This window comes from Adhaeribacter soli, assembly GCF_008727925.1.
Lineage (GTDB): Bacteria > Bacteroidota > Bacteroidia > Cytophagales > Hymenobacteraceae > Adhaeribacter_A > Adhaeribacter_A soli.
Window position 1 is genome coordinate 137,885 of the sequence record NZ_VTWT01000011.1, and the last position, 17,741, is coordinate 155,625.

The following is a 17,741-nucleotide window of genomic DNA, read 5'->3' on the forward strand; positions in this document are numbered from 1 at the left end:
TTGCCGGATTCTTAACAGGTGGTGCTGATAAATGTGAGCGAAGAGATTTTCCGGGAGGGATTTTGAAGTGAAGATAGTAGTTACCGAACCTTAATTGTAAGTAAGTTCTTTAGCTTAATGGCTTTCCTTACAGAGAAACTTAAAGCAATGAAAAAGGGAAAAACCGGCGCTAAACCAGATTTTTCCCTTTCAATAAACCATAAGAAGGTATTTCGGACTTTGTCTGCCAGGATTTGGCTAAGTTTTAATAATTAATTTACTTCTCTTCTAATAGAAAGCCAAACATTTAAACGCACAGTTACTGAATATTTTCCTGCACCAAAGGGGGAAGGAACGAGTGGAAGAAAGTTCGCTTTACAAGTTATCAGATCTATTATCCGGCTAATTAAAGCTGAGCGGGATATTAGATCTGACAATTGGTTTTAAGGTGGTTAACTGTCCTGTCTTTTTGAATATGATTCCTTACTCCATTACAACTTTCCGGATGAGTACCTTGTTTTCAGTTTTTATCCGGATCAGGTAAATTCCTTTGGCTACACCGGATAGGTTTAATTGAACGGCCTCTTTATTGTCGTTTTCCGGTACCGTTTTGCTTAGTACAGCGCTGCCTATGGAATTAAAAACAGTAACCTGAGCAGTCGGTTGCCCCTTCAGCACCAGGTTCACGATTCCGGTACTTGGGTTTGGATACAGGTTTATCTCACCCATTGACGCCTCTTTTATGCCTGAAACCATAAAGCTATAATCTTGTGAAAAAGCGGAAGTACAGTTGCTGCCGTCTATTACCCGGACGGCATAGGTGCCGGTAGCTGTTGCTTTTAGTTTTCGGGTATTAGTAGGCAGGGTAGTAGCATTCAGGGTCCATTCGTAGCCGCTGCCGCTTACCGAAGAAATAAGGGTATCGGGAGTTAGAAGCGTAATAGCTGGTCTCATTGGTAGCGGGGAAACGGTAACCTGCCTTGTAGCTGTAACAGTACAACCATTACCAGTATATGTGTAGGTTAACGTTTGGTTTCCTGCCAGGGAAGTGGCCGGGGTAAATATACCGGTAGCGCTCACGCCCGGTCCCGACCAGGTTCCGCCAGCCGGGCTAAAACCAGCGAGTTGAAAAGGAGCAGCATCGGCACAAACTGTATCGTTGGCCCCGGCATTTACTACCGGCGCAGGAGTTACGGTAATTACCTGATTCGCTGAAACGGTGCAACCATATTGGGTAACGGTATAGGTTAGCGTCTGATTTCCGATTAAGCTGTTCGTTGGAGTAAACAATCCCGAAGCACTTACGCCAGGACCGGACCAGCTTCCTCCGGTTGGGCTAAAGCCCGTTAACTGAAGCGGAGCCGCATTTGCACATACTGTTTGTGCAGGTCCCGTACTTGCAACAGGCACAGCAGTAACGGAAATTATTTTGGTAGCCGAAGTCGTGCAGCCATTTTGCGAAACGGTATAGGTGAGGGTCTGATTTCCGATTATACTGGTGGCTGGGGTAAAAAGACCTGAAGCACCTACTCCTGCACCGCTCCAGGTACCACCCGCCGGACTGAAACCGGTAAGCTGGAACGGTACGGCCGCAGCACAAATTGCCTGGGCAGTACCCGCACTTACTACAGGCGCCGCGTTTACGGTAATTGTTTTGGTAGCCGAAGTCGAACAGCCGTTTTGGTTAACGGTATAAGTTAAGGTTTGATTTCCTGCTAAGCTGTTAGTTGGCGTAAACAATCCGGATGTACTTACGCCGGGCCCGGACCAGGTTCCACCGGCAGGACTAAAGCCGGTTAACTGAAATTGAGCTGCATTGGAACAAACAGTTTCGGTAGCTCCGGCATTTACCACCGGTGCCGGGTTTACCGTAATATAGTTGGTTTTGGAGACCGTGTTTGAACCGCCACCATTCGTTGCAGTTAGGGTGACAGAATAGGTGCCCGGAGCAGAGAACGTATGGCTTGGGTGCTGCAGGGTTGAAGTATTGGCTGCCCCGGAACCCGGATCCCCGAAGTTCCAGAGCCAGGAGGTTGGCGTATTCGTAGAGGCATCGGTAAAGTTAACCAGGCCGGTACAGGAAACTAAAGGGGTGCCGGAAAAATTGGCTACCGGAGGATTAGAAATAATATTGATCGTATAATCTTCTGTCTCGCCGCTGGAAAGGTTCGTAGCGCAGGGATTGGTGGGATAAGTAGTTGTAGTACCTATAATCCGCATCCGGGTAATACCAGCCAGTGCAGTTGCAGGTACGGTAAAATAAATTTGGGCAGTATTAGGCGGGGTGCCTGTAGCAGAAGCCCTGTCGCTCATAACCTGTTCCGTAGATTGAAAAATGCCATCCTGGTTAAAATCGATCCAAGCGCCGATGAATAGGCTTGATGTATTTGCCGATACCTGCAGCCGGGTGCTGGCTGCGCCAGCAGTCAGGTTGGTTCTTAAATAGGTATAGTTTCCGTATCCGTTTAACTCAGCCGAAGTAGTATTGTCAATTGTTCCGATTTTCACCCAGCTTATCCACATGGCAGAATTATTATTATTGGCAGAGGCGCAATACGTTAAACAAGGTACCGGAATAGTTACGTAGTTGGTTTTAGTTACTGTATTGCATTGGCCGCCTTTACATGCCGTTAAAGTTACCGTATAATTGCCCGGGGAAGTGGTAGAATACATGTGCGTTGGGTTCTGAAGCGTAGAGGTATTGGCAGCCCCGGAAGCAGGATCACCGAAGTTCCATAACCAGGATGTCGGGCCGTTGGCGGAAGCGTCGGTAAACTGTACCGTACCGGTACAAACGGTATTCAGATCGGCGGAAAAACCCGCTACAGTCGGGAACGTACTCGGCAGAATATTTACCGTGTAATCTTCTGTTTCGCCTAAAGAAAGGTTCATTTGACAAGGGTTGGAGAGACCGGCAAAGGCATTCATAATAATGCGCATTCTGGTAGTTCCCAACCGGGCGTTTGCCGGCACCGTAAAGTTGCCGGTTGCCATAAATTGCCCGCCCGGTCCGCTTGCAGGAGCCGGGGTGCTTAATACCCGTTCTGTAATTTGAAAAATGCCATCCTGATTAAAATCGATCCAGACAGTTACATACCTTGAAATTCCGGATAAATCACCTAAGGTAACTGAAACCGGGTTCAAAGGATTCCCCTGTATCAGGTCGGTACGCAGGTAAGTGTAATTACCGTATCCGTTTAATTCAGCAGCCGAAGTATTGTTAATGGTGCCGGCAGTTACGTTGCTGATCCATTGAATAGCATTCCGGTGATTGCTGGAAGCACAATAAGTTAAGCAGGGTGTCGCAATGTTTATATAATTGGTTTTCACAAGTGTGTCGCAGCCAATACTATTACAGGTTATTAAAGTAACCGTATAAGCGCCGGCCGTGCCAGCCGGATAAGTATGCACCGGGTTCTGCAAGGTAGAAGTATTAGCCGCCCCAGAGGCCGGATCGCCAAAATCCCATAACCAGGAAGTCGGAGCATTAGATGACCTGTCATGGAAAGAAACTGATCCGGTACAGATAGAACTCAGATCGGGCAAGAAATCAGCTGCCGGTTTTAGCCCAGGCGCTGTACAGGACCAGGAAGCCTGAAAGCCATCCATAACGGTACGATTATTACTGGTAAAACTCAGGGTTAAAGCCGATCGGGTAGAAGTAATGCTTCCGCCGTTTGGCAAGGTATTGCCCGAATAAGTTCCGATTAACGGAAAACTGGTATCCGGTCCATCGTAGATCCGGAGCAGATCATTACCACTTTCAAGGTTAAAAGCGGTAAAGGTTAAAGTTACGGTTGCAGCTCCGGTAGGTGCAATGGTAAGGGTGCCGTTTGCATCGTCCGGGTACTGCCCGATCGGCCCGCCCGGATCGAAAATAGCCCCTGAGCAACGCGTAGCGGTCAGGCCGGTGCCCTTGGCCGGCATTACAACGGTGGTGCAAAAACTGTGGTTCGGGTCATAATTTATAAAATTGGGTTGCACCAGGGTTCTTGAGCCATTCGCATTGGTAACAGTTAACGTAACGGTATACTGCCCCGGAGAAGAATAAATGTGAATTGGGTTTTGCAGGGTAGAAGTATTTGCTGCACCCGAAGCCGGATCGCCAAAATTCCAGAGCCAGGTGGTTGGTCCGTTTATGGAATTATCGGTAAACGTAACCGGGCCGGAACAGATGGTCTGGGTGCTTACCGTAAAGTCTGCAAGCGGAGGCTGCTGGTCCGTCTGAAAGTTTATGGTATAATCTTCTGTTTCGGTTTGCAACCTACTGGTAAAGCAGGGATTTGAAGTCGCCGTTAAATACGAATCCGTAACGATACGCATTCTGCAATACCCTAACGCGATGGTGGATGGGACGGTAATAACGGCTGTGGCAACGGTATTGGTGTAATCTACGGTCATTACCCGCTCCGTGGTTTCAAAGTTACCGTTGCGGTTGTAATCTATCCAGGCGCTTACAGAAGTATAATTAAGATTACCTCCCCTAGACACGCTCAGGGTAGTGGATTGCCCCGGTATCAGGACTGCCGACGAGCCGGTAAAATCAGAATAACCGGTCGGAGCCGCCCCTGAAGTTTTATTCAGATTATTTAGCTTTACATTCGTGATCCAGACGACCTGAATGCCATTACTGGTGGCGGTGCAGGCGGTCTGGCAAGGTTTTACAACTGTGATCAGATTGGTTTTTACAACGGTGCTGCTTCCGTTGCCATTTGTTGCCGTAAGCGTTACGGTATAGGTGCCGGTGTTATGATAGATGTGGGTCGGGTGCTGCAGCGTAGAAGTATTTAAAGCGCCGGATGCCGGATCTCCGAAATTCCAGAGCCAGCTGCCGGGTCCATTCGTGCTTTGGTCGGTAAAGGCTACAACGGTATCGCAGGAAGCAGAAAAGCTACTGCAGAAGTCTGCTACCGGCAGATTCTGGTTCGGTTGAATAATAATGGTATAATCTTCTGCCTGCCCGCTGATAATACCATTGCATCCGGTAAAGGTGCTGCCGATCTCATCTGAAATAATGCGCATGCGCAACGGCGTGTTGGTTACGGCAGTGCCCGGGATTAATATATTTCCGGCCGGGTTTACCATATTCAGGAGCTGAAGCACCATTTCGCTGGCCCCGCTAAAGTTACCGTCGTTGTTTAAATCGATGTAAATGCGGGTATCCTGCGGATTAATGCCGGAAGTTAGGGCAACCGGATACGTGTTCCCGGCTGTCACGGTCACAGATTTGGAGCAGGTAAAATCCTGGTAGCCAGCGGCACCATTGGCCGAGGCATTTACCAGAAGGCCGCTGCCGAAGTCTACGTTGGTAATGCCGTAGCCGCAGCAGAAATTGGTGGTTCCAGGGGTACAGGCCGCTGCTACCGGTACATTGGTATGGTAAGTTAAGTAGTTGGTTTTAGTAAGGGTATCGGAGCCAATGGCATTCGTTACGGCTAAGGTTATGGTGTAAGTGCCCGGCCCTGAAAAAGTGTGTACAGGGTTTTTCAGGGTAGAAGTATTAGCTGTTCCGGAAGCAGGATCTCCAAAGTTCCAGCGCCAGGCAGTCGGGCCATTCTGCGACAGGTCAGTAAAGGCAACGGTGCTGGTACAGGTTATGGAATCGGCGGTAAATGCTGCCACCGGCGCAGCAGTATTGGAAATTATAGTAATACTGTAATCTTCTACCTCAGAATATTGCGGGGTAGAACAGGGCGTAGGTACCGGGGCCGAAAAATTATCGGCTGAAACGCGCATCCGCAGCGGGGTACCGGTAACGGCCGTGGCCGGAAGCGTTATGGTGCCGGTATGCAGCATTTTATTAGTTGAACTGAAAACCAGTTCTGCAGCAGCCTCAAAAGTGCCGTTGTTGTTCAGATCTACCCAAACACCTGCGTTTTCATTTACATTACCATTGGTCTGAATGCTGACCGGGTAAGTTAAATTAGCCGTTAAGGTGGCGCCAATAGTACAGGCATAATCGGTATAGCCGGTTGAGGCTGATACTCCCGGCGTGGTATTATTAATGGCTCCGTTATTAAGGTTCACATTCAGAATGCCCATACCAAATACAATGCTGCCGGCCGGCAGGTTGCCGGGCGTACAACTGCTAGCAACCGGGCATTGGGCAAAGCCTTTCAGCACCGGAAAAAGCAGCAGAAATAAAATTCCACTTAACAAATAAAAAAACCGGACCTGTAATTTTTGTTTCATAAGTCAGAAAGTAAGATTGTGTTTCTAATTTTTTTAACTGTAAGCGGCATATAAAAGAAGGGTTCTTAGGGAATAACAGCAAATGGAAGGCTCTGTAATGGCCAAGACCAGAAATAGGAGAGGATGGTTGCCTGAGGATAAAAAAAATAACAATGCCGGTTCATTTAATGAAAAAAGACATTGGTATCTGGATGTGAGTATTCGCAAACGGTAATAAGATCTGGGATAAAATCCTTGGAGGGATTGCATCTGATAATTGTGCCGGCCTGGGTATTACTGCTGATGGCGGGTATTTATTGGGAGGAGATCCTTTTTCTAATATTTCCGGAGCCAGAAGTCAGAACTCGGTTTCAGTCCGGGGGGAGGTATTTGGGCCCGGTGTTAGCAGTACCGGCTTATTTAGCCCAGCCAGTGCCTTAGCAGGAACCCAGAACTTAACTTATTCCTTTACGCAAAACGGCTGCACCGGAACAGCAATCCAACAAGTGGTGATCTCAGCTCCGCTCGTGCAGCCGGTGGTTTTCCTTATTTCCCCGGATACTTTAATTGCTTCGACGTTGAGAAACAGCTACGAATGGAAACACAACAATACCCCACTTCGGCAACCAGGCGAAAATTGAAAGTAAGTGCATCCGGTGCTTATTCGGTAAGGGTTAAAGATGGGGATAATTGCGCCTCTTCTTTTTCTCAGGATTACAACTTTATTATTCCGGGAACCAAGGCGTTAGAGAATTCCGGTTTCAACCTGTACCCAAACCCAGCAACCGGAAAAGTTACTTTATAGTTGTTTAAGCCGCAGGCTGCGCAGGTTAAAATCTAAAATTCACTGCGTAAGGGTGTCTTAAATAAATATGCAGACTTAAACGAAAGGCAAATTATACTGGATTTGGAAAACCAGGCAAAGGGGATTTACAATGTTCAGAGAATTGCTGAAGGCTTCAGGCAAATTGACCTGCTGCTGGTAGAATAAGGCAACCGGACTTCCTCCTGCAGCTTTAAGGCTTATCTAAAAAGCCCGCTTAAGTACTTAAGCGGGCTTTTCACTGAAAGTTTATGCAGGTTTATTCGTATTTGTGCTGCTATTACTATTCTATCAGGATCTTCCTGGTTACAATATGGTCGGTAGTAATAATTTGCAATACATAAACCCCTTTGGCAGCAGATAGATCAAAAGATTCTTTTAATATTCCATCTGCTACTTTTACCTGTTTTTCTAAAACGTTTTTACCTGCTAAGTCGGAAACATGTACTGTAGCGGATCTGCTTTTTAAGCCTTTCATTTCCAGCTGAAATCTGCCTTGGCTAGGGTTTGGGAAAACGTTTGGTTTAGCCTCTGATTTTTCTTCTTCAATACCCGTAATAGTAATAACGCCACCTAGTTTTACAACCCAATAATCTCGAAGGCCTAAATTAGGTTCGCTTTTATCATGACTTATGTTGGAGCGCGATTCGCCGGCAAGAATTAAACCCCCATCTTTGGCAATGATCATGGAAGTAGCGCCATCATTTTCAGCCCCGCCGGTTGCTTGGTCCCAAACCCTCGTTCCCAGAGAATCTAACTTCAAAGTCCAGATATCCATACCCCCTCTTCTGCTGGTTTTATCTGCATTGAATAACCAGGTATTCGAGTATCCGGTAACCACATAGCCGCCATCGCTGGTTTGCGTTATGGCATTGGCTCCTTCCGTTTGATCGCCACCATAGGTCTTGTCCCAGAGTTTATTACCGGCCGCATCCAGTTTCACGATCCAATAATCTTCGAAACCTTTATTTGGCTGGCTCTTCTCATTCCCTACGCCTGAAAGGGAATAGCCGACTACTACGAATCCGCCATCGCGGGCTTGTATTACATCGCTTGGCCAATCTTTAAGGTTGCCCCCAAACACTTTATCCCAGACCTTATTTCCCAGATTATCCATTTTAATAACCCAAAAATCAGTTGAACCACGGCCCGGCTGCGATTTATTCCCGCTTAAGGGAGAACCGGATATGGAAGCCATGATATATCCACCATCGGCAGTTGGTTTTATGGAAGCGAAATAATCATCGTTATTACCACCAAAAGATTTCTCCCACATTTTATTACCTGCAGCATCGAGTTTCAGAACCCAGTTATCTTTAATACCAAAACCTGCAGACCGGTCACCACCGCTTAAATCAGAAGTGCCACCAACAATATAACCGCCATCGGCAGTTTGGTGGATCTCTCTCAGGCTCTCTTCCTCCGGGCCGCCATAAGTCTTGTCCCACATCTTATTTCCGGCGGCATCGAGTTTTATGATCCAGAAATCACTACCGCCTTTAGAAGCATGGCTTTTATCTCCAACAATGCCACCAGATGAGGTCGCGCCTAAGATGCAGCCACCATCTGAAGTAGCAGCAACCGTAGAAATAGCGTCTACATTGGGCGTTCCGAAGGTCTTATCCCATAATTTTACGCCGTTGGAATTGAGCTTAACTACCCAGACATCGTAAATGCCTTTATTAACGCCGGTTATATCGCCTCCCTGAGGAGAATCTGTTTCTCCAGCTAAGATTATTCCGTCGTCCAGGGTTTGGCATAACGAACTAATTGTTTCCTGGCCGGTTCCTCCAAGCGTTTTATCCCACAATTTGGCAGGAGCGGTCTGGGCAAGGGTTTCGGAAACGGGAGCTGCTAATAAGCCTAATAGCAGGGGCCGCCAGAGAATTGAAGCGTGTTTTGTAAATTTTTTCATAATAATAGCCCGAATTTTGGATGGCAATTAATGGATTTTTAATCTCTTAATCTTTCCCAATATTATGGATACTTATAACCAGAACAAAATATAAATTGAACTTATAAAGCCCGGGCAATGATCCGAACCTGATCATTCAATTTCTTCAGAATTAAAGGAAGGCCTGCTTAGGGAACCAAAGTTTATTTTAAAGACCAGATAAAAGCCACTCTGGTACTAGCGGAGTGGCTTTTATCATGGTAGACCGAAGGAAAGAAAAATTGAATTGTATCCAGGGGAATTTACTGGTCCTGGAAGATTCTTAGTGGTAGGTAACACGACAATTGGTTTATTCCTAAAAAACTCCGGAGTGGGTTTAAAAGGAATGATGAACAGTTTTTAAGGTTAAAATGATACCGATTTTAAATAAAAAGCCCGCATTGAGGAAGTTCTGAAGCATTTTAATTTCACCAGGTCTAAACCTTTTTAAGCATCATACATATTAGATCCTTACCAAAGATCTTACTGGTGCTTCATAAAGCTTTATTTTGTCTGGTAAAAGCAGGCTGAAGCGTAGTTGTTAGTGAAAACACTATGACCAATTGGCAAAAAATAAAGCAGGTCTCCGCAACTTGCCGAAGAAATCGATGATTCAGCGAAGCTAAACTATTGGCTACTACTATGGCATTTGAGCGTAGCAACGTAATGGCTCACGTTCGGATTTGAAGAGTCGGGGCAGCCTGCCGCCGGACTTATTCCACCCGCTCTGTTTCCTTTGTTAGCTTTTCTCCCAGGAACTCTACCCAGGCTTTTTTCATGCAAGGATAGTGTTTAGAGGCTTCTACCTGATCCATGAAAGCCACCAGGTTATCTTCAAACCTTTTGGCCAGGGCTGGATCTTTTATATTTCCCTGCTCATCGAAAGCCTGGTGGGCCGAAGCCAGGGAAAACATATCCGGATACACCCGGGTGCCGAGGTGCTCCAAAGGAATCCTCAACGACCAAAGCCCCCGGTTCCCGCCGGCCATAGAAGGCGAAGCGGACATTAGTAAGGCATGGTGCTGGTGGAAAGGCTGCGGGCGAAAGCGTGAAACCCAGTCGATCATATTTTTCAGGCAACCGGGCATGGAGGCGTTATATTCCGGCGAGGAAATAATAAAAGCATCGTTGGCCAGAATGCGTTCCCGAAACGCTATCGCGCCTTCCGGGTGATAGTCGTTTACTTCCAGATCCTGGTTAAAGGTAGGGCAATCAAATTCTCTCATGTCTGCAAAATCAACTTTGCCACCGTGTTTTTCAATGACCTGAACTGCCAGTTTGGCTAATTTGGTATTAAACGAATCGGTTCTTAACGAAGCCGAGAAAACCAGAAAGCTTGTCTGGCCCTGTTCCTTATTTTTTAGTTGCTCGTTCATTTGAAAGCCTTTATAGCGTTTAAGATTTAACCTGGTTCCGGGAGGTGATTAGCATTGAAAACCTGTGATACGAAGAAAAGGAAAAGGAGGCCAGGACTTAATGCCTTCGGTTAAAATATTTGTTTCTTTAAACTGCCGAATTTGGCCAACTGCAAAATTATGGCATTAAAGAACGCGTATAAGCCAGACCAATTTTTGTTTTTAAAGTATAACCTGATTCCTCTTTTGCCATGAAAAAAAACAGGTTTTCTTAAAGTTGGAATACGGTATCAGGCCTGCTCCACGGAACAATAACCTGGGAAAACCCGGGAGCAAATAAAAATAATCAGGATTTTAAGCCCATGTCCTTCTCCTTAAAATTTAAAGGTGAAAAAGCGATTCCCGTAGAAAAGGAGCAAACGATCCTGCAGGCATCGCTTGCGGCCGGTATTCCCCATTACCATGCCTGCGGCGGCAAGGGACAATGTACTACCTGCCGCATAATGGTGCTAACAGGAAAAGAAAAGCTAACCCCGCCTACTGGTAATGAACAGGTAATCAGGAATATAAAAAAGTTCCCGGCAAATATCCGGCTTGCCTGCCAAACGCATGTATTGGAAGATGGCGTGGAAGTACAGCGCCTGATCCGGGACGAAACAGACCGGTTAATTTTTGTGGACGGCAATGTTGCCGATACCATTGGCGAAATAGGCGAGCGCCGTAAACTGGCCCTCTTTTTCATTGATGTGCGCAACTTTACGCCTTTTCTGGAAAACAACCTGCCTTTCGATGTCATTCACCTCATGCGCCGGATCCTGAGTATTTTTAAGAATGCTATCGTACAGTACAACGGGGAAATTATAGATACCGCCGGCGATGGGCTTTATGCCGTATTCGGTCTCGATAGCAAAATAAGGGAGGCAGTGGATTCGGCAGTGCTGGCCGGGTTTAAGATCCTGGAAGATCTCCGGATTTATAATAATACCTACGTGCGGCCCTACTTTAATCATACTTTCGAAGTTGGGATCGGGGTGCATGCAGGCAACGTAGTGGTAGGTAACGTAGGCATCGGGTTGAGCCATAACCTTACAGTTATGGGCTACCCGGTTAATATAGCAGCCCGGCTGCAGGCCGCCACCAAAGAACTCAACAACAACTTTGTGATCTCGGCCCTGGCGTACCGGTTGCTGAAAAAACCACCTTATTCCCTTGGCTGCGGCCACCTGAACCTTAGGGGGGTAAGCAGTACGTATGAAGTTCAACTTATTGGTCACCCTTATCTGGGTACTTCAAACGCATCCTCAGGCAAACTCCTGAGCGGCCCTCCCGATCAGTTCCTGTTGTAAGTTTCAGGGCTTAACCGGGCTGGATAAAAGATAATAACCGAAAAAGAGCACCTTTCAGAGAACTTTTAAACAGCTTAAAAAGAATCTACCATGAGCGAAAAACGAGCTGCAGCCGAGAGCAAAGAGGTCTTCCCCTGGCTGATTATGATCCTGATGTCTTCGGTAACTTTTGTGGGGATCCTTTCTGAACTGATGCCTTCCGGCGTTCTTCCGCAAATGATGGCCGATCTGGATATCAGCGAGGTTCAGGGCGGTAATCTGGTAGGATACTACGCCATTGCGTCAGCTATTTTCGCGATACCGCTTGTATCCCTTACCATGCCATTCAACCGCAAAATTTTGTTGCTGCTGCTGCTGGCCGGATTTGCGGTTTCCAATATTGTTGCGGGCCTCCTGCATAGCTATACTGTAATAATAATCCTGCGGGTGATAGGTGGAATTTGTGCCGGCGTCATGTGGCCCATGATCGCGGCTTATGGCATGCGCCTGGTAAATGCAAACCAGCACGGGAAAGCAATTGCGGTGATCATGGCCGGAAACACCCTGGGTATCAGTTTGGGGATGCCGGTGGTAACCTATATTGGGAACGAATTTGGCTGGCGGACAGAATTTATCGCGCTGGGGGTATTTATTCTGGTCCTTGCGTTGCTGTGCATTTTTATGCTGCCTTCCATTCCGGGCGAGAAACTTACCAAAAGCTCCTCGCCCTTTGCCCTGCTCAGAATCCCGGAAGTATTAATTGTGCTTTTGCTTACCCTGCTGGGGGTGAGCGCGCATTATGGCGTGTATGTGTATATCACAAGCCTGGTAGAAGAACTTAACCTTGCCGGCGGCATAGAAGGGGCACTGCTACTTTTTGGGGTTGGGTCGCTGATCTCCCTATTGCTGGCCATAAAATACACCGATCAACACCTGCGATTTTTAACGGTGGCCATGTTTGCTTTGCTCGCCGTTTCTATGGTGGTCTTTATCCTTTTCGGCGGAACAACCGGGATCTCGCATTTTGCTTTCTTTCTGTGGGGACTTTCCTTTGGCCCATTGGTTACCCTTTTTCAGGCCGCGGTGAGCAAGCAGGTAGAAAAAGCCAAAGACGTTGCCACCTCGGTGCAATCTTCTACTTTCAACTTTCCCATTATGCTGGCAACTTCCGGGGCTGGCCTGCTGCTTGGCAAGTATACGCCTATGGTATTACCGATAATGGCTATTGCTTTAGCTGTTCCGGGCATGGTAATTTCCTTTTTGGCAAGAAAGACCTTAAGTTGATTGCTGTACGACTTATTATTGAAGCAAAATGGTATCCATTTTAGGTTAAAAACTCTAAATCCAGATAACCTTTGGAGGCAGGGCCGTTTCATTCTGGCGGATTCTCCCTGTTTGCTCTTCCGGGTCTATCGATCCGGAAACATCCGGTTGCGGGTTTATTAACCCGCGTGGACCATTTTCAGGCCAGAATCCGGGGATCAATAGATCCCCGGCAGGAAGTTTTCGGATAAAAATATCCTAAAAAGCTGCTTTAGTTTTGAGTGAAACAACCCTGCCCTTCGGAGGGAGGAAAGGCTATTTATCTGGATTATTTTTGAAATCAATAATATAAAATATATTGCTCTTCCGGACATCAATATCTGGAAGTAATCTGCCGGAGACATCCTTGTTCCCGTAACCACACCCGCGGACAAGGAAGGCCGCACCAGGTTTAGTTTCAAACAAAGATGTCTGAAACAGCATTTCTAAGTTTCAATCTTTTAAGTTGACAGCATTGGAGCTAAACCCTGCGCTACAGAGAAATTTATTCGTCACGACAGATTTAAAAAACTGTTTTGGGAATTTATAAGATCACTACTACCATTTTGGCTTCAGCTAATTCCGATGTGCTGTTGTCGTCTTCCATTTAACGATTTGACTATTTAAACCATTTCTTACAGCTTCAACGGAATCTCATATTCGGTTTCTTTGCGGCGGAACAGGAATTCGCCGTTGCGTACCGATGCCAATACGGCTGCCCGCTTCCGGATCGCTTCAAACGCGGAGGTTTCGTCCAGCACGATAAAGTTTGCCGGTTTCCCTTTTTCCAGCCCGTACTGCTCCTCCAGCATCATGGTTTTGGCACCGTTGTAGGTGATCAGATCGAAGGCTGTTTCCAGCTCCTCATAAGAAGCGACCTGGGTTAAGTGGATGCCGTTGTCCAGGATATTCATCAGGTTTCCGTTCCCTAACGGGTACCAGGGGTCGTTTATGGAGTCCTGGCCGAAACAGACATTGATACCTTCCCGGAGAAACTCTCTTACCCGGGTCAGGCCGCGGCGCTTCGGATAGGTATCCTGGCGGCCCTGCAGGTAGGCATTTTCGGTGGGACAGGCAATGAAATTCATACCGTTGGCTTTAAACAAGCCCATCATGCGGTAGGCATACGCGTCGTCGCCACTGCCAAAAGAACAGGTGTGGCTGGCCGCAGTCCGGTGCCCGACCCCTTCTATCATGGTCAGGGCATTGAGCAGCTCCACGAAACGTGCCATGGGGTCGTCCGTTTCGTCGCAATGCACATCGATCATTTTGCCGTATTTCATGGCTAGCTCCACCGAACTGTGCACCGATTTTTCCCCGATTTCCCGGGCCCATTCGAAGTGCGGAATACCGCCCACACAGTCGGCCCCCATCTTCAGCGCTTCCTCCACCAGTTCGTAGCCGCCTTTATAAGCGTACATCCCTTCCTGCGGGAAAGATACGATCTGGATGGTTACGGTATCTTTCAGTTCTTCCCGGAGCTCGAGCATGACCTGCATTCCCAAAAGCCTTGGGTCGGTAACGTCGATATGCGTGCGGATATATTGTACGCCCTGCGAAACTTCTTCGCGGATCGCGGCCAGAGCCCGTTCTCTGGCATCTTCTTTTGTCTGCGATTTTTTAATGTCATGCCAGCGGGTAATGCCCTCGAAAAGTGTTCCGGTCCTGATCTTACCGCCATCGTTCCGCCCGGTATACACATAATCCAGGTGCAGGTGCGAATCTACATAGGGGGGCAGAATAAGCTTCCCGTTCAGGTTTATTTCCTCTTCGCATTGCGGCAGATCGGTACCGACCCCCGTGATCTTTCCGTCTTCAACCACTATTTCAGTGGCCGAAGGATTACGATATAGTTTCGCATTAAAAAACTTCTTTTTCATTTTAAATTAAGGTTATGGTTTAATTTAAAGGTGAATTTTTTGCCTCAGCAGTTGCAGCAGGGCATCTTAGCAGTAGGTTTTGCCGGTATCGGACAGTAGTATAACCGCCACCTACTTGCAGGGTTTTTCAGGAAATGAAGTAAGTATCAACACTTGCCTGGAACAGTACGGCATTTGCCGCTTCAGGCAATTCCCTTAAACGGCCGGCGGGATGGTGCCAGAGAGGCTTTTATTTCAAGGTATTCAGTTAAAATTAATAGGGTATTGAGGTATGCAAGGCAAATCTTATTATATCGGATACCATCGCAAGGGCAAGTTGTGCCTGCCAATTTGGGTAATATTTTAGCGGTGCCTTTTTAAGTTTAGAGAATACAAAACAAAAAGGCTTATTTTATATATTTAAGCGAAGTTTTAGTTGGTGGGTTGTTAGGCTGATTTCCCAAAATTGTTGGTTTATTGAACCAATCAACTTGACCGGCAGAGTACAATCTATGAGGTGTATTGTACACTAAGATAGATTTTATTGGTTCATCAGATCTTTATTACCAGGGTAGGGGCAGGTTAATGGAAAGGGTATTTATCGAGCAAAAAAAAACTCACCATTTACCAGGGAGAGTTTTTTGTGATAGACCGAAAGACTGAAATATCTGACCTTATCCTCCAGGGTTCCGCTGCTTTGGAAGGTTAAAATTTTAAGATTAAGGTCCTGGCCAAATGACTGAATGCCTTGTCGGCGGCTGGGCACCTGATGGCAACCCAAATGGCCATGCACCTGTGGCTATGCTTGAAATAAATTTGATACCAAAGGAAAATGCCCGCCTTGTGAAATTCAAGGGAATGACACCTATTGCCCGGGCTGCAGTACTCCTCCTCCTCTTGGCAACTGCTAGGTTAACCCGACGACGAAAAACCGGCAAATACCCCTGAGATTGCTGAATTAAGCGGCCGGAAAGAAAAGGATCGCGCAACGGCTTACTAAATTAGAAATTACCAGATCAATTACCAGCTCGGTTTAGATATAAAAGATGTTGAACTTCAGGGCCCATGGTCTCCATTTAGTGTTTAAACATTTTAATGTAAACCTGTTTCCTGCTTTGGAAAAATAAAACATAGTATTACTTTTGACTAAACCAACAGAAAACCTATACATGAAGCATTTTTTACTATTTCTTTTTTCCTTCATTTTACTTATTGCCTGTAAAAAAGAGGATGATAAACCTAGTCCTGGGGGGGCTGCAGGAGCAAAGTATGCTGTTACATACAGTGGCAATGGGAATACGGGCGGCGTAGCGCCCACAGATGGAAATACTTATGAAAATGGCAGTTCGGCCGTTGTATTAGGCAATGTTGGGAATCTGGTTAAAACAAATTATTCATTTCAGGGATGGAATTCGAAAGCCGATGGTACTGGTACAAACTATGCGGCGGGATCTAAACTTACTTTTAATCAATCGAATGTAACCTTGTACGCAAAGTGGTTGTTAAATTCAGCTTCAACTAAATTTCAGGTTACTTATTTAGGGAACGGTAACTCTTCAGGCACTGTACCTGTTGACAATAACAGCTATGCTCCAGGAACTTCATTTACAGTTAAAAGTAATACAGGAGGTTTAAGTCAGAATGGAAATGCCTTTTTAAGCTGGAATACGTCTCCTAATGGAAACGGACAAACCTATTCTCCCGGCACCCAGGCATCTATTCAGAGCAATCTTTCACTTTACGCAATTTATAGTGCTTCCACACCGAGTGGCAGATACTTCGGTTTTAATACAAGTGGTCAGGTGAAGCGTAAATCCACTCTTACCTCTTCCTGGATCGATGAAGACTTAAGCAGTACCTTCGGTAGCTCCAGTCTGGTAACGGTGGTGTGGAATGGTTCACAATACATTGGTTTCAATTCCAGTGGCCAGGTTAAACGCAAATCAACTCTCACCTCGTCCTGGATATCCGAAGATCTGAGCAATACCTTTGGTACTTCCAGTTTAGTAGCCGTGGTTTGGAATGGCTCGCAGTATATTGGCTTTAATTCCAGCGGTCAGGTTAAGCGTAAATCGACTCTTACCTCCGTTTGGGTAAATGAGGACTTAAGTAGTTCTTTTGGTACCTCCAGTATTGTTAGTGTTGTGTGGAATGGCTCGCAATACATCGGTTTCAATTCCAGTGGCCAGGTTAAACGCAAATCAACTCTCACCTCGTCCTGGATATCCGAAGATCTGAGCAATACCTTTGGTACTTCCAGTTTAGTAGCCGTGGTTTGGAATGGCTCGCAGTACATTGGCTTCAATTCCAGCGGACAAGTAAAACGTAAATCATCCCTTACGGCCTCCTGGATATCAGAAGATTTAAACAATTCCTTCGGTTCTTCCAGCTTGAAGTGCGCTACCTACCATTGATCTTTGTTTAAATAAAAATGAATTCCAATAAAAAATAGGTGGTTCATTTTGGTACCTTTTAATTACACCAATTGAAACCAGAATTTCATTCGACAAAAAAATAGCAACCACAGCTGGTTGCTTTTTTTCTTTTGTATCCCTTTAGAACATTCACGATCAAGGTCTTTGCAAAGTTCAAATGGTTTCTAATGGGTTTGTTTTCGTAATTAAGAAGTAATAATTTACATGGATCTTTTCAGTCTTGTGGCAAGACCTGGAAAAAGAAACACCATTTATTAACAACTCCTGCTTTTTCATCTTGTCTTTCTGTTTCAATGCTTGTCAGGGGTGGGGTAGCCGAGGATCTTCAGCAATAAGTGAACTAAGTTAACCTAATAGCCTTTGAAGGATATAGGTTCAAAGAGACTGCCAGGATTCTGCAATAACAGGCAACACAAAGGGGATTTGCCGAACTAAAAAAGCCGCTCCTTTTTATGGAAAGCGGCTCTTTTATCTTTAGTAGACCGAAGGTGTAAAATATTGAACTTTATCAACAACAATTTGGTTTATTTTAAGTTTTTTATCTGGGCGAACCTTCCCA

Annotated in this window: 8 protein-coding genes; 4 read left to right on the top strand and 4 right to left on the bottom strand. The window is 46.1% G+C overall.

Annotation, left to right across the window (positions count from 1 at the left end; all coding sequences use genetic code 11):
* Positions 1-462: 462 nt before the first annotated feature.
* Positions 463-6,171 carry a GEVED domain-containing protein gene (locus F0P94_RS17340; protein WP_150905403.1) on the bottom strand — a complete coding sequence of 1,903 codons (5,709 nt, stop codon included), beginning with the start codon at positions 6,169-6,171 and terminating at the stop codon, positions 463-465.
* Positions 6,172-6,745: 574 nt separating this feature from the next.
* On the opposite strand from F0P94_RS17340, the gene F0P94_RS17345 reads away from it, so the two are divergent.
* Positions 6,746-6,955 carry a hypothetical protein gene (locus tag F0P94_RS17345; protein ID WP_150905405.1) on the top strand — a complete coding sequence of 70 codons (210 nt, stop codon included), beginning with the start codon at positions 6,746-6,748 and terminating at the stop codon, positions 6,953-6,955.
* Positions 6,956-7,256: 301 nt separating this feature from the next.
* On the opposite strand, the gene F0P94_RS17350 is transcribed toward F0P94_RS17345, so the two are convergent.
* A complete protein-coding gene (locus F0P94_RS17350) occupies positions 7,257-8,888 on the bottom strand; it encodes a T9SS type A sorting domain-containing protein (RefSeq protein WP_150905407.1) in 1,632 nt (543 codons plus the stop codon).
* A gap of 731 nt (positions 8,889-9,619) precedes the next feature.
* A complete protein-coding gene (locus F0P94_RS17355; RefSeq protein WP_150905409.1) occupies positions 9,620-10,282 on the bottom strand; it encodes an NADPH-dependent FMN reductase in 663 nt (220 codons plus the stop codon).
* Positions 10,283-10,623: 341 nt separating this feature from the next.
* Between F0P94_RS17355 and F0P94_RS17360 the strand changes: the two genes are divergently transcribed.
* Both F0P94_RS17360 and F0P94_RS17365 read left to right on the top strand, forming a co-directional pair.
* On the top strand, positions 10,624-11,607 hold the full coding sequence (locus F0P94_RS17360) for an adenylate/guanylate cyclase domain-containing protein (protein WP_150905411.1): 984 nt from the start codon (positions 10,624-10,626) through the stop codon (positions 11,605-11,607).
* A gap of 90 nt (positions 11,608-11,697) precedes the next feature.
* Entirely contained in the window at positions 11,698-12,870 is a 1,173-nt protein-coding gene (locus tag F0P94_RS17365) for an MFS transporter (RefSeq protein WP_150905413.1), read from the top strand.
* Positions 12,871-13,523: 653 nt separating this feature from the next.
* On the opposite strand, the gene F0P94_RS17370 is transcribed toward F0P94_RS17365, so the two are convergent.
* A complete protein-coding gene (locus F0P94_RS17370) occupies positions 13,524-14,768 on the bottom strand; it encodes an amidohydrolase family protein (protein WP_150905415.1) in 1,245 nt (414 codons plus the stop codon).
* A gap of 1,148 nt (positions 14,769-15,916) precedes the next feature.
* Here F0P94_RS17370 and F0P94_RS17375 point away from each other — a divergent pair.
* Entirely contained in the window at positions 15,917-17,161 is a 1,245-nt protein-coding gene (locus F0P94_RS17375; protein WP_150905417.1) for an InlB B-repeat-containing protein, read from the top strand.
* Positions 17,162-17,741 lie beyond the last annotated feature (580 nt).

What these genes read in the sequence shown, in the direction of transcription:
- F0P94_RS17340 (WP_150905403.1), bottom strand. Translation starts at nt 6,171, where the DNA reads ATGAAACAAAAATTACAGGTCCGGTTTTTTTATTTGTTAAGTGGAATT.
- F0P94_RS17345 (WP_150905405.1), top strand. Translation starts at nt 6,746, where the DNA reads ATGGAAACACAACAATACCCCACTTCGGCAACCAGGCGAAAATTGAAA.
- F0P94_RS17350 (WP_150905407.1), bottom strand. Translation starts at nt 8,888, where the DNA reads ATGAAAAAATTTACAAAACACGCTTCAATTCTCTGGCGGCCCCTGCTA.
- F0P94_RS17355 (WP_150905409.1), bottom strand. Translation starts at nt 10,282, where the DNA reads ATGAACGAGCAACTAAAAAATAAGGAACAGGGCCAGACAAGCTTTCTG.
- F0P94_RS17360 (WP_150905411.1), top strand. Translation starts at nt 10,624, where the DNA reads ATGTCCTTCTCCTTAAAATTTAAAGGTGAAAAAGCGATTCCCGTAGAA.
- F0P94_RS17365 (WP_150905413.1), top strand. Translation starts at nt 11,698, where the DNA reads ATGAGCGAAAAACGAGCTGCAGCCGAGAGCAAAGAGGTCTTCCCCTGG.
- F0P94_RS17370 (WP_150905415.1), bottom strand. Translation starts at nt 14,768, where the DNA reads ATGAAAAAGAAGTTTTTTAATGCGAAACTATATCGTAATCCTTCGGCC.
- F0P94_RS17375 (WP_150905417.1), top strand. Translation starts at nt 15,917, where the DNA reads ATGAAGCATTTTTTACTATTTCTTTTTTCCTTCATTTTACTTATTGCC.